The sequence below is a fragment of the Haloimpatiens massiliensis genome, assembly GCF_900184255.1.
In the GTDB taxonomy this organism is placed as follows: Bacteria; Bacillota; Clostridia; order Clostridiales; family Clostridiaceae; genus Haloimpatiens; species Haloimpatiens massiliensis.
In genome coordinates, this window is sequence record NZ_LT854639.1 from 427,794 (window position 1) to 441,396 (window position 13,603).

General features: G+C 29.8%; 15 protein-coding genes. 4 read left to right on the forward strand and 11 right to left on the reverse strand.

Annotation, left to right across the window (positions count from 1 at the left end):
- Positions 1-13 precede the first annotated feature (13 nt).
- The 4 genes from C1715_RS07255 (at position 14) to C1715_RS07270 (ending at position 4,012) form a co-directional block, all read left to right on the forward strand.
- Complete coding sequence (locus tag C1715_RS07255; protein ID WP_102399849.1) at positions 14-472, forward strand: GyrI-like domain-containing protein; 459 nt, start codon at positions 14-16, stop codon at positions 470-472.
- A complete protein-coding gene (locus C1715_RS07260) occupies positions 473-1,435 on the forward strand; it encodes an ABC transporter ATP-binding protein (protein WP_102399850.1) in 963 nt (320 codons plus the stop codon). It abuts the gene before it with no gap.
- The gene (locus C1715_RS07265; protein WP_102399851.1) at positions 1,429-2,178 is read left to right on the forward strand and encodes an ABC transporter permease; all 750 of its coding nucleotides are present in this window, start codon (positions 1,429-1,431) and stop codon (positions 2,176-2,178) included. Before C1715_RS07260 ends, C1715_RS07265 begins: the two co-directional genes overlap by 7 nt.
- Positions 2,179-2,686: 508 nt before the next feature.
- Positions 2,687-4,012 (forward strand): DUF4317 domain-containing protein, encoded by a 1,326-nt coding sequence (locus tag C1715_RS07270; RefSeq protein WP_102399852.1) that lies wholly within the window; start codon positions 2,687-2,689, stop codon positions 4,010-4,012.
- 75 nt (positions 4,013-4,087) lie between these two features.
- Here C1715_RS07270 and C1715_RS07275 read toward each other — a convergent pair whose 3' ends face one another.
- The 11 genes from C1715_RS07275 to C1715_RS07315 all read right to left on the reverse strand — a co-directional run bounded on the left by C1715_RS07275 (position 4,088) and on the right by C1715_RS07315 (position 13,522).
- Entirely contained in the window at positions 4,088-4,882 is a 795-nt protein-coding gene (locus C1715_RS07275) for a hypothetical protein (protein WP_102399853.1), read from the reverse strand.
- A gap of 62 nt (positions 4,883-4,944) precedes the next feature.
- A complete protein-coding gene (locus tag C1715_RS07280) occupies positions 4,945-5,856 on the reverse strand; it encodes a PhzF family isomerase (protein ID WP_102399854.1) in 912 nt (303 codons plus the stop codon).
- Between the two features lie 318 nt (positions 5,857-6,174).
- Positions 6,175-6,465 carry a hypothetical protein gene (locus C1715_RS19760; protein ID WP_242971915.1) on the reverse strand — a complete coding sequence of 97 codons (291 nt, stop codon included), beginning with the start codon at positions 6,463-6,465 and terminating at the stop codon, positions 6,175-6,177.
- A 37-nt stretch (positions 6,466-6,502) separates the two neighbouring features.
- Positions 6,503-6,676: a hypothetical protein gene (locus C1715_RS19765; protein WP_242971916.1), complete on the reverse strand. Its 174-nt coding sequence runs from the start codon at positions 6,674-6,676 to the stop codon at positions 6,503-6,505.
- A gap of 589 nt (positions 6,677-7,265) precedes the next feature.
- Positions 7,266-7,730 carry a helix-turn-helix domain-containing protein gene (locus C1715_RS07290; protein ID WP_035291893.1) on the reverse strand — a complete coding sequence of 155 codons (465 nt, stop codon included), beginning with the start codon at positions 7,728-7,730 and terminating at the stop codon, positions 7,266-7,268.
- 178 nt (positions 7,731-7,908) lie between these two features.
- On the reverse strand, positions 7,909-8,229 hold the full coding sequence (locus C1715_RS07295; protein ID WP_102399855.1) for a hypothetical protein: 321 nt from the start codon (positions 8,227-8,229) through the stop codon (positions 7,909-7,911).
- A 103-nt stretch (positions 8,230-8,332) separates the two neighbouring features.
- Positions 8,333-8,476 (reverse strand): hypothetical protein, encoded by a 144-nt coding sequence (locus C1715_RS19350; protein ID WP_180964024.1) that lies wholly within the window; start codon positions 8,474-8,476, stop codon positions 8,333-8,335.
- A gap of 80 nt (positions 8,477-8,556) precedes the next feature.
- Complete coding sequence (locus C1715_RS07300; RefSeq protein ID WP_102400011.1) at positions 8,557-9,198, reverse strand: HAD family hydrolase; 642 nt, start codon at positions 9,196-9,198, stop codon at positions 8,557-8,559.
- A 332-nt stretch (positions 9,199-9,530) separates the two neighbouring features.
- On the reverse strand, positions 9,531-10,541 hold the full coding sequence (locus C1715_RS07305; protein ID WP_102399856.1) for an N-acetyltransferase: 1,011 nt from the start codon (positions 10,539-10,541) through the stop codon (positions 9,531-9,533).
- 365 nt (positions 10,542-10,906) lie between these two features.
- Positions 10,907-11,767: a helix-turn-helix domain-containing protein gene (locus C1715_RS07310; protein WP_102399857.1), complete on the reverse strand. Its 861-nt coding sequence runs from the start codon at positions 11,765-11,767 to the stop codon at positions 10,907-10,909.
- A gap of 447 nt (positions 11,768-12,214) precedes the next feature.
- Positions 12,215-13,522 (reverse strand): IS110 family RNA-guided transposase, encoded by a 1,308-nt coding sequence (locus tag C1715_RS07315; RefSeq protein ID WP_035287686.1) that lies wholly within the window; start codon positions 13,520-13,522, stop codon positions 12,215-12,217.
- Positions 13,523-13,603: the final 81 nt, after the last annotated feature.

Below are 13,603 nucleotides of genomic sequence, written 5' to 3' on the forward strand. Positions count from 1 at the left end.
AAAGGAGAAAAAAATGAATTATAGTATGAAAATTAAGAGTATTGAACCTATTAGAGTAGCTTATATGAAATATAATGGAGTTGTTGCTGGAGCAAATAAATTCTTTCCAAATGTCTTTAAAGCAATTAATGGGAAGGCAAATGGAGCCCCTTTTATTTCCTATTATTCATTTGATGAGCAAACCAAAATAGGTGAATTGGAACTTTGTGTTCCCACTGCCGAAACGCCAAATAAAAATGGTATATCAATAAAAGAACTGCCTAAAATAAAATCACTTTGCACTACTCATATTGGTTCATATGAAAGTCTATTTGTTGCATATAAAGCAGTATATAAGTATGCCAAGGAACATTCTATTTCTTTAAAATCACCTTACCATGAAGTTTATATTAAAGGGCCTGGATTATTTTTTAAAGGTAATCCAAACAAATATATAACTGAAATTATATTTCCAATAGAAGAGGTGGAATAAATGCTTGCAATTGAAATTAAAAATATAAATAAATGCTATAAAAATGGAGTTAGTGCCTTAAATGATTTGAGTCTAACGGTTAAAAGAGGAGAAATTTTTTCTCTTCTTGGCCCCAATGGGGCTGGGAAATCCTCACTAATTAATATTTTAACAACATTTTATAACGCTACTTCTGGTACAATAAGTGTTTTAGGAAAAAACTTGCAGGAAAATCCTCATTGGGTAAGAAGTCAAATAGCTTGTGTTTCTCAGAAAATTTCAATAGATGAGCATCTCTCTCTAATGGAAAATATGGTTTTTCAAAGTAGATTATATAAAGTCGCTGCTAAAGAAGCTGAAGAAAGGATAAAAACATTAATAGATATTTTTAACCTCTCTAGTTATTTAAAATATCCTACTTCTTCTTATTCTGGTGGTGTAAAACGTAGACTTGACATTGCCATGAATTTAGTTTCTTCACCTAAAATTTTATTTTTAGATGAACCTACAGTAGGATTGGATGTAGAATCCAGGGCATCATTATGGAAAATGCTTCTTAAAATTCGTAATCAGCTAGGGACAACAATCTTTCTTACCACTCATTATCTTGAGGAAGCCGATTTTCTAAGCGATACCATATGCATTATGAAAAAAGGGGAAATATTAGTGCAAGGTTCACGAGAGGACTTAGAAGGTTATATAAAACAAAATGTTCTACGTATTATTTTTTCTACTAAGGAAGACGCTAAAAAGTATAAAGATATTTTAATCAATATGCTCAACACTAAATTTACCACTTTAAAAAATAAATCTTTATTTATAGGATTAGCTGACACTCCTAATGCTTTTATTGAAATTAATAAATGGCTTTTAGAAAATCATATAAAATTTAATGGAATTGAAATGGTAGAACCAAGCTTAGAGGATATTTTTCTTATAATAACAAATTCAGATAAACATAGATTGGGGGAATCGAAATGTTAAATATTTTATGGAGAAATATGAAATGGCGTTTTGAAAATCCTTTATCAATTGTTTTTACTATAATACAACCTCTTCTATGGCTAGTTATGTATAGTACAGTTGCCAATTATACAATGCAAAATTTAGGAATTCAAAATTACACTGCTTTTATACTTCCTGGAATCCTCGTTTTAGTTACATTGGGTGCTTGTTGTAGCTGCGGATTTATGAATTTTATTATGAGATCTAATGGTAGTTTTTATAGAATTTTAATTGCTCCTATTAGCCGAAAATCAATTGTTTTAGGGCAAATGTTAGAGTCAGTATTAGTTTCACTTTTAGAAGCAGCCATTTTATGCGTTGCAAGCCTCTTTTTTTCTGTTAGAATTGAAACAGGGCTAACTGGAATATTACTAATTATTTTACTTATCTTCATGACTGGATTTTTCATGTCAGGACTTTCGTATTCTATAAGTCTACTACTCCCCAATGAAGTAATTTATGAAACAATCATGAATACAATTGTACTACCATTTTTCTTTTTAAGTACAGCATTGTTTCCTATTGAAGGTTTAACCGGTGCTTTACGAACAATTGTATTAATAAATCCTTTTACACATATTATTAATGCATTGCGTAGTTTAATACTTGGAAATACCATATTATTCTTAGATATATTACCTGTAATTTTATTATTTATAGTAATGTGTACTCTAAGCTTTTTACTTGCCATGTGGAGATTAAAAAAAGAAACAACTAACTAAATTTATTATAAATTAACTAATTTCATAATAAATTTATGTATAAAAGCCGTATTACAAATATGTATTACGGTTTTTATAATAACAAAAGATTTATATTCGTTTTATATACTTTAATATCTTTATGCATTTTACAGCTCATTCCAATACTTTGCTTAAAATTACATATTACGCAATCATTCTTATTAAAAGAAAATTTAATGCTTATGGTTTGCGTATCTTTTTCCTTAAGTTTTCCTAATAAAATCTTTAATTAATATAAAAAAAATATTATACTTAATAATAGTATAGTAAGTAATACCTATGATTAAACCATAAAAAGGTACAATGTGGTGGAATTATGAAATTTCTCCTCCATGACTTGCATAAGAGCTGAGAACAATAAATTTAAATAGTTCCTTTGCTTCTTATGCAAGTCATTCCAGAAAAATTTCATAATTCAAGTAATTTAATACTTTTTGTGGGATAATCATATCTATAAATAGGGAAAACTAGATTGAGGGGTTTATATATGAAAAGAAAAGATATACTTGAATTAAAAAAACGTTTAAAGAAAGATCATTGCACCTTCACTAAACTGTGCGGTTGCTATGTTAATGGTGAAAAAAATATTGTTTTAAATTTTAGAGAAAACTTTTTAAATTTAGATGAGGATGAGTACTTTAAGTATTTAGAAATTGCTAAAAAAGTCCTATCTGGAACCATTGGCAACAATATTTTAGAACTTAATTTTCCACTCAATGAGAATCTTGAAAATGAAAAACAACTTTCTCTTATTAAGCTTAAAAAAAGTCAATTAAAAGATGATGCTCTACTTCAAGATTTTTATAAATCTATTATAGATAATTATGATTATACCGGCAATTTTTTAATACTAGTTTTTCATGATGCTTATGATGTTATTACTAAAACTACTGATAATTCTAAGATAGATGAATCTGAAGAAGTTTATGAGTATATTCTATGTGCAATATGTCCTGTTTCACTTTCAGATCCCGGACTTAGATACTTTGAAGAAGAAAAGAAAATAAAGGCACGTATTAGAGATTGGGTGGTGAATACTCCTCTCCTTGGCTTTGTATTTCCTGCTTTCATTGATCGTAGTTCAGACGTTAACTCTGTTATATACTACACTAAAAATGCAAAGGACCCACATTCTGAATTAATGGAAAATGTTTTAGGTTGTTCTTCAAAACAAACTGCCACTATACAAAAAGAAACCTTCCAAGTAATTATTAAAGATCATATTAGCACTGATGAAAAAAAAGCTGAGAAAACTTTTATGGAAATACAAGAAAACTTAAATACTATGATAGATGAATACAATGAAATGTATGATGATACAGATGCCGAACCTATAACCTTAACACAAAAGGATATGCAAAATCTTTTAATAGAAAGCGGAGTTCCTGAAGAAGTTACTACTAAAATTGAAAAATCTTATGTAGAAAGCTTTGGTGATGACCTGCCTTTAGCAGATAATTTAATTGACCAAAAAGTACTTAAGGCAAATGCTCAAAGAAAAAAAGAAGAACATCTTGAAAAGCAAGTAGAAATACTTGAAACTAGACTTAAAGAAGTTAAACAAGAGGCAGCTGTAGATAATGAAGCTGACCTGGCTACAGAAATTAATGATGATAATGTGGTCTTAGAAGAAGCTGACGATACAAGTTCAGAAGATAATAAAGTTACTTCCAACTATGACGTTATACTTCAAGTAAAGCCTGAAAAAATACCTGAAATAAAATCTCAAATAATTGATGGTCAAAAATGCATAGTTATTCCTATTAATGAAAATGAACAAACTACAGTTAATGGCTTAGAACATTTGATTTAAGTTATATAAAGAAAAATAGCAAATTTTAAAAATAAAGTTTGCTATTTTTCTTTACTCTTTTTATATCTCAAATAATTATAAGGGATAAGGTGCGTCTATATACTTTTCTGCCTCTTTATATTTATTTTTTGGTATTGGAATTACTAATTTTTTTAAATCCTTAAATTCTAAACCTCTCATATTATCAGTTTTTCTTGATGTCTTACTTGGGACTGCATAAGTTATTTCAATATTTTTATCTCTTATCTGTTTATTTTCTAATTCACTTTCACACTGTATATTAAATCTATAAACTTGTTCATTAACTATAACCATTCCTTTAGTAATGGTTATAATATAGTTTGTAAATATTAAATGATCTATTAAACTTATAATTTCTTTTAAAGCATCTATTAAAAATAGCACTCCTATTACTACCATACAAATTACTATATATGGAACTATTTTTTCAGTACCTTTTGAATTTATAATGTTATGTAGTTCTAATGCGATAATTGTTGTTATTAAAACTATTGCTATAACCTTTAAATAACCCTTTAAATCATTAAATATATTAATTTTAAAATTTTCTATTATAAGCTCTCTCCATTCACTTTTTTCATACTTCCATTCAATATAAACGTCCTCATTATAGTATATATTCTTATATTTAAAGGCCTTTATAATATGATAAATTGATATTATAAGCAATGGAATTACTAAAAGCGTCATAATGGTGGCACAAACAACAATTCCTATTTTTGAGTGTTCAACCTTACTATTCCAATTTATCAAATTACATTTTGTCATTAGAAATACTGCTAAAATCATCATTAATGCATTAGCAAAATATAATATTGAAATTCTTATTTCCCTTGAACTTACCTTCATTTTCATTTCCCCAATCTTACAACTTATGAATATTTAAAAAACGCCATATCATATGCTTTTCTTTAATCATTAAATGACAATTCGGATTTAAATACTATCATAGCATTTCCAGAAATCTTAACTTCAACTGGTTCTTTGTCTTCTATTTTCACCTCAACTTCAATAATTCCTGGTCGTTTTATAGCTTCGCCTTGTTTAGCCCTAAATTTAAATAAAGAATTATTGTGCTTAACAAAATTATGGTGAATAAGATATGCACCTAAAGGACCATTTGCATTGCCAGTTACAGGGTCTTCATTAATACCTATTGCAGGTGCAAACATTCTGCCATGTATTAAAATATCATCATCCTGTGGATCAACTGTGAAAACATAATATCCATTACATTTAATAACCTTACTTAGTTTAGAAAGTGCATTATAATCTGGATGCAAAGTATTTAAAGTTCCAATACTTTTGATACCGACCATAATCTTAGAATGACCTGTTGAGACAATCTGAATTTTATAGTTTTCTAGTAAATCACTATTTTTTATATTAAGTGCTGCTAAAAGTTGTTCTTTATCTTTACCATCAATAATGCTGCCAAAGTGAATTTTACCTTGTGTCATGACAATTTTATAATCCTCATTTTCCTTTATTATATCAACTGGTAAAATTCCAGCACCTGTTTTATGATAAACCCTTGAAGTATTGAGCCCGTTTTCAATAGCGCGGGCATAATGAGCAGCAATAGTCGCATGCCCACAGATTGGAACTTCATTTGTTGGCGTAAAAAACCGTATATGAACATCATAGTCATTGCTATCTGAAGAAAAAATAAATGCTGTCTCAGAATTATTAAGTTCCCTAGCTATTTTCTGCATTTCATAATCAGTTAATCCATCTGCATTTGTTATTACTCCTGCTGGATTTCCTGTAAATTTTTCTTTTGTAAATGAATCAATTTGGTATAAATTATATTTTCTTATCATGATCTTTCTCCTAACTATATTATGATTTTATAGGTTGCTCTTAATTTTCTTAAATTGTGGCAATTAATTTCTAGATATTATATAATTAATTATAATTTTGATTAAATAGACATACAAGTACGCACTTTTTAATCAGATGCTTACCATTTGGAAAGAAGGATAAGATATGTACAAAGACATGATTGAAAAATTTCCAAATCAAAAGAAAAAGCACTCATCCAGCCAAGAATAATGCTCTAAACTCTTAAATTTATATAATAAATTTTATTCAATAGCCCTAAACAAAATAAGCACTCTGTGAAAGCGGCTAACAGCAAGTTATGGTTTTCTTGCAAGTTGTAAATCTATCGTATCGTATATAGTAATAATACCGCCGTTATCATTAATCGCTTCTCTTATTTCATCAAACAATTTCATTCTTATCGTTTCTTCAATAGCAATATGACCTGAATAGGTACCTAATAATAATATATACTCATCGGCTGTAAAGGTTCTTGTTCTATTATAAAGTCTATAACTTATATCTTTAAATCCATATTTAGAAGCTATGTCTGCTATATTTTTGGCATTTTCCTCACTATATTCATCTCCCCTTAATGAATTAGGCATATACTTTGCATATATGTTTTCAAATGCAATATGTATGTTATTGTGTTTCTTGTCCAGTTCCTATTCCAACCTCAAGCACATTACTTGACGGGGTTATTTCTTTTACATTAAAAATATCATCATATAACTCTTCAACATAATTAGGACGCCACCTGTCGTATTCACTGTAAACAGAGTTAAATGTGGTTTCTAAACCTTTAATTATTGACATTTTTACCCCTCCCGTTATATAAATAATCTCCTCGACAAATTACTATTTATCTGTTGATTATATAAATAATCTTAGTTCAAAGTTTTTACTATTCTGTATCACTCTCCACAAATATAATACCATTATTTCCTATAACTGTACATATTTTAATCACTATTAATACAACTTAAGTCATAAAACACATATATAAACCAACTGTAATATTGGTGAGGAACCCTTTGGGAGAGGCTCCAATATGGAAGGCGATAGGTAAAAAAATAAGAGTCTTAACTGATACTCCTCTTAATCATTTCTATTATATTTAACACTTTTAAATTTCCTTAAACCTCTGGTATTTTTAATGAATTTGTAAGATCCATTTGGGATATTTATATGGGAATTAAAATGCTTAGTTATTGTTATAGGCATAGGATTATTGATAAGGATTAGGGGGTTGAGGTTATTGAAATATAGATGATTCCTTATTTATAAAAATTTAAAGGGTCTCGAGATGAGACCCTTTTGCTTTAGATTAATATTATGTTATAGCTTAAAAAAATATATTATTCCCTAACTATAATTATGTTACTTTGACTCTGCAAATTGGAATTTATCTTTTGCTTAAACTTCTTCCCAGACAATAAACACCAACCAGCATTTCTCCCACAGATAACCCCAAAAGTAATCCAGCAAAAAAATCTTTTATATCAGAACCACCAATACTATGAGAAACAGCCAAGGAAGCAATCCCCATTACAATTAGTAAAATCCCATACATAGTATTTTTTTGTTGCTCTAAATCTTGCGTCCTTTTTAACAGGTCCATAATCTGTTTCTCATCGTATATGCGTACACTATTTTCTTCAATTTCTTCTCCGTCAATTAGTTCTGCAACTGTTATTTCAAGCTCTTTGCATAGTTCTTGCACCACACTGTAATCAGGCATGCATTTTCCTGTTTCCCATTTTGAAACAGACTTATTTGATACGCCTATTTTTTCTGCAAGTTGCTCCTGTGTCATATTGTGTTCTTTTCTCTTTTGTGCAATAAATTTGCCTATAGATAATTGGTTCATATTTAACACTCCTTTGTTTTTGATACTAAAATCCTACTTGCAAAGTATCAAAAGGTCTATCCCTTATTATGCGAATATAGGTGGAATCCTTATAACTTGTGATTTTCTAACATCCAAGACTCGAAAAAATCTTCAGTTTTTCCTTGTTGATGATGTGCGTCAAATTAGAATTTAACGCCTATAAAGTTTTCCAATATCTTCTTGTTATTATTTTATGTCCATCTATGAGGTTTTCTACTTTATCTTGGAGTACCATATCATTCTTTTCCATTATTTTAGCAGAAGCAGAGTTATCATCATCAACCAACCAAAAATAATTCGCACCAACCCTATTGGGTTGCAGATTACGCTCATTTTTGTAATTATCGTATTTTACAAATATATCATAGGACCTTGCATCATCAAATGCATATGTTGTGACGTGGTTATCCTCATATTCGTCATATGCTTCAATATATGATTTCAAGTACTTTTCATTTGGTTCTGTAAGTATAATCATAACTATCCCCCCGGTAAATTTACTATTTACATTTACTCAACCTTAAATTGAAATTTGTTGTTCTTCGTATTATGCTCACAATATAAATTTATTCTATGGCGAATTATGCCATTAGAATTGCATGGTCTGGTAATCCAATCGCTATAGTTTTTATATCTTTTGCTGTTAAGCTTCCATATCCGTTTTTCTTACTGATGAAATCCCAGTCATATTTTGCAAACATACTATAACCTTTCCTCCTGCTCACAGCATCATTACTATTTTTCTTAACATCTACATTCTTATTACATATGAAGTAAATAAAATTGCAGATACAAGCGCTTTAGATTATGCACATAATATATATTTAAGAATATCTGTTAAATCGTCTGTATCAACTGCATACATTGCAAACTGTTGAACTTTTGGTAAACTGTTTATAGCAATAGATTTTCCACAATATTGAAAAACCGGAATATCTGTTGAATCATCGCCTACAGCAATACATTCATCAGGTTTTATATTGTTATTTTTACAAAAATCTTGTAAACATTCGATTTTTTGTTCAGCCCTATTGTAATTAAGAATTCTCCCAGTAAATACTCCTTTAACTACTTCGTAATCACTACCATAATAATCATCAAATCCCCAAATATCACATACAACTTTGGCTACTTGCTTAGGACCGACAGTAATAACAATACATTTAATATTTTGTTCATGTAATATTTCAACTACATCCTTGATATTTTTTAGAGGTTTTGCTATTTTCAAAAAGGATTGAGCAATTTTACATTCTTCAAGACCTAAAAGTAATTTTGCTCTAAGATAATCTGCTGATATGTAGTTAATCAGTCCTCTTTCTTCTTGTTCTTGAATGAAAGAATGTTCTTTTTCTTTCCCATTTAAAATGCATGGTAACATAACGGAATGGATTTCTCTGATTAGAGTATCATCTAAGTCAAAGCAAACAAGTTTCAAATTTCCCATTTCTATACACCTTCCCCAAAATATAAACATTATTAACTCCAATAGCCTACACAGTGTGTATTAACTTACTCTTCGTCTATTACTCAAATTTGTTCTTAATTTTATTGTAACATATTTTGTGAATACACTATTACTTATGACACGGTATTTTCGCCTATAAAAACAGCCTTAGGCAAGTTATATCAATGCCTTAGGCTGTTTTTATAGGAAACTTCTTCTCACATTCGTTCGAATGAGTAAGTTCTGCTATCCAAATCAAAGATTTGGAGCATCGCTTATGGTACGGTTCATCGTAACAGTGACAAATGATAAAAATCAGTTAAATGAATTTGCTACAACTGATTAACACTGGGGTTGTTAAAGTTTGCCCATGCTAAATTACTGTCAATGTATCTAGCCATTCTGTAAGCTATTGGTTTAAATCCACACTTCGGCCAAAATGTTGAGGAAGTAAGGTTGGTTATTCTCCAATCTGCTATTATACTGTTATACCCTTTTTCTTTCATAATCCTATGGCCTTCATTCATCAATTTTTTACCAACCCCATTTCCCATTTGGGAATAGTAAGTGCCCGCAATACTCAACTCTACCCCATTATCAGGTACCATTAAATCTGGGGTAATAGGCCAATATGCTTGAAATCCTAACCCCTTCAATTCTTTTTCCGCAATAAAGATCATTGCGTCATTATCCTCTACCGCACACTTATACCCGTTCCTTATGTCTGTTACAACTTCAGGTAAAGCAGGTGCAAAGGAAGGTGATGAATTTTGATACGATTGGATTATAGTGGACATATTACCCATTGTTTCACTATCCATTTTATTAGCAACTCTAATCTCTGCATCAGATACATTTTCAAAAGGCTTGTATTCCTCCATGTTCATTACCCCATGTACTTGCTGAATAAAAAAGCTTAATTTTAAGAAGGCCTCATAGTATACCTGATTTCCAAGAGGTATTATGGTATAGTGCATAAAGCAACCTTGTTCAAGCCATAAAATAGCAACCTTTGCATAGAGATTCCTTATAAGCTCAGAGGATTGATCTAATCTGATTGCAATTCCCTCATACGGAACCCATACATACCTGCCTCTTCTATTATCAATCTTTATCTCTCCCATTATATAGCCTACTAGTTTACCATTATCAAATGCTCCTATCCCAATAACTTTACTATTAGTAAACAATTCTTCAAGTGAATCTGTGATATATTTTGTATTAAGGCAACTGTTCCTCAGTAAGGGAAACACTTTACTCTCAAGGTTTTGCCTATCTATTAGCAAAGCAACCATTCCAGGTATATCATCAATAGTAATTAATCTGAATTCATATTCGCACATTTCTACCTCCAAATCGAATTTATATTATATTACATATATTAACATAACAAATTACTATTAACTATGTAAAAAACAATTCATTATTGTTTTTTACCACCTGGGATTGTAATGAAAACATACACCAAAGTGGATATTGGTTTGTAGAGAAAAGTGTAAAATATATGCCCCAAAAAAGCTTTTAGATTTCATTATTCTTATTAATAAAAATAGCCTTAGGCAAGTTATATGAATACCTTAGGCTGTTTTTATAGGAAACTCCTTCTCACATTCGTTCGAATAAGTAAGTTCTGCTAGCCAAATCAAAGATTTGGAGCATCACTTATGGTACGGTTCACCCTTTATAATCCTAATTCCATATAAGATTATTAAATCAGTTTTCTAACAAAATTATAAACTTCCTCATCTTCAGCTTGTGATATCTTTACATGTTCCAAAGTTACACCTTCAATAGAAAAATTCAAAAGATCCTTTAGTTTATTATAATATAAGTCCCTATCTAATCTAATTTTGCTGAAAATAATTTTTTGAGCACAGGGCTTGCTATTTGCATCTGAAGGAAGCATAAGCATAGCTAGTCCTCCCGTGTATTTATTTTTATTTACATTAGGTTTAATCATATTTATATAGGCAGTACCATCATTAGCACTTTGCAAATTAAAAAATAGAAGTTTGTCCGTGGTGTTGTAATTACCTTTAAAGTATTTAATAACTTCACCATCAGAGAGAATTTTAAATATTACGTCATCATTACAAATATCAACAATTCCTTCGTGTATAGCTCCTTCCCTAGCTATATTTGTAACTAAAAAATAAACATAATATTTTTCTTCGAATATATTCATCTTAATTTCTTGATTATTTTCTAAAGTTTCAATATCTAATGCTGTTAATGTACTTCCAATAAGTTTATCCATGCTTATGTTGTATACCTCACAAATATATATTAAAGTTTCTATGGATGGGAAGGCCTCTCCTGACTTATATTTAGAAAGTAGATCTTCTGAAACACCTATTTTCTTAGCAAGATTCTTTTGTGTTGATTCTAGGCTAATAAACTTTTTTAGATTATATATAAACGTCTTAGCGGTCTTTTCATATATATTATTTTTTAAACCCTTTACAACATTGATGTCAACGGACATACTGCCCTCATTGTTTTTTACATATTCCAATTGATTTTTTACCTTCTCACTTATTTCTTTAAGTTCATATAATTCCTTCTTCAAAATTCTCCCTCTCTCTATAGTATTTAATTTTATTTAGCATACTCGCTTATTCATAATTATTTATTTCTAATTGTTCATCCTTAGTTATTTATTCTTAGTTACTTATTCTTATTCACTTCTTCCTAATTTTTTATAATCCCCAAAATAAGTTCTCCACCTAATTATAATATAATTATAATCAAGTTACTTGAATTATATTCAACTTAATATTTTATACTTTTCAATTAGATTTGATATTTATATATAGTTATTGTTATAAGTTAATTACTATATTACCATAATCATGAAGTTATAAAAACATCTTTAAATTCTAAAAAATTAGTCCAGCTAAGAAATGTCAATAAGAATTAAAAAAATAATTAATATTTTTATTATCTTAAAAAAGGGTAACCTTAATAAACTTTTGTTAGACTAACAAAAAACGGAAATTATATTTATGGAATTATACTACGCAGCGAAGCCGCATTTCGCTTTGAGATAATTCTTTTGGTGTTCTTCTGGTGTAATTATTTCAAATTCTTTCCCATCACGAAGAATGGCAAATAATATGTTACAAACTTTATGCATAACTGCCCCAAGAGCAATCATTTTAGGCTTACTTTGGCACTTTAAAAGATAGTATTCTCGAAGTACTTGATTTTTGGCGGAGCCATCTTTGTTTTTGCTTATGCTGATTAATGCCATAGTGTGAATTACTCTTCTGGCAATTCGAGAGCCTCGCTTTGACATACTGATTTTTGTGCCATTAAAGTTGCCAGATTGCTTTACTGCTGGATCTAAACCAAAATAAGCAAAAAGCTGTTTTGGTGAGTTGAACGCAGAGAAATCTCCGATTTCTCCCATGAGGCTTACAGCAGAAAGAAAACCTGCACCTTTAAATGTTTCAATCAAGTGAATTTGCTTTACAAAATCAGTATTTTCATTTTCATCAACAAGCTTATGCATTTCAGAGAGTATAGAAGAAATCTCTTCATCATACTTTCGAATAAAGCTTATGTATAATCTAATACGCTTAAAATTACTACTTACAGAATAACCGAAGGTCTTTGCATCATTGGCAGCCTTTATAATGGCATTATACTTATTATTAGCATATGTAAGCCCAAAACGAGCTGTAGATCTTATAGAATCAATAATCTCTTCTTTGGAAGCATTTAAAAATGCATCTGGAGATGTGTATGTTTCTAATAAGGTTAATGATGTATTAGTAGTTATTTTTGAAAAAATTTTAAGGTATTCTGGAAATACCATCCGAAGTTCACTTTGAAGTTTGTTCACATAAGCAGAACGGTTGTCCATCAAATCATAATACTCTCTTGAAAGATTTCTTAAATCAAGAGCAAGATCTGATGGCATAAGAGATACTTTTAAATCTGGCTTTAAGCCTATTAAGGCAGCTTTTTTTGAATCAAATCTGTCATTATGCACTTTTCTAATGTTAATGTTTGTGCTATTCTTAGTGATGATAGGATTAATTAGGTTAACATTAAATCCAGTATCACGAAGATAGCAGAAGAGTGGGTAATGATAAATTCCCGTGGATTCTAGGAAAATGCGACTTTCCAAAGAATACAACTCTTCTGCTTCTTTTATTTTAGAAACAGCGAGTTCAAGGGAATCAATGTTTGAATGTAGTATTTTAAAAGGCTTTCCAACAAAGGTCTGGTTAGGAAGTGCGATAGACATCCAACTGAAATCTGCACCAACATCAATACCGACCGAGATAAATAAATTTTTAAATAAAATGTTTGACATGAGCAAAAGCTCCTTTCCGATAGGAATCCATTTCCATCTAATGAGTACACAACCTTGCGAGTTATACAGGTATAGCCTGAG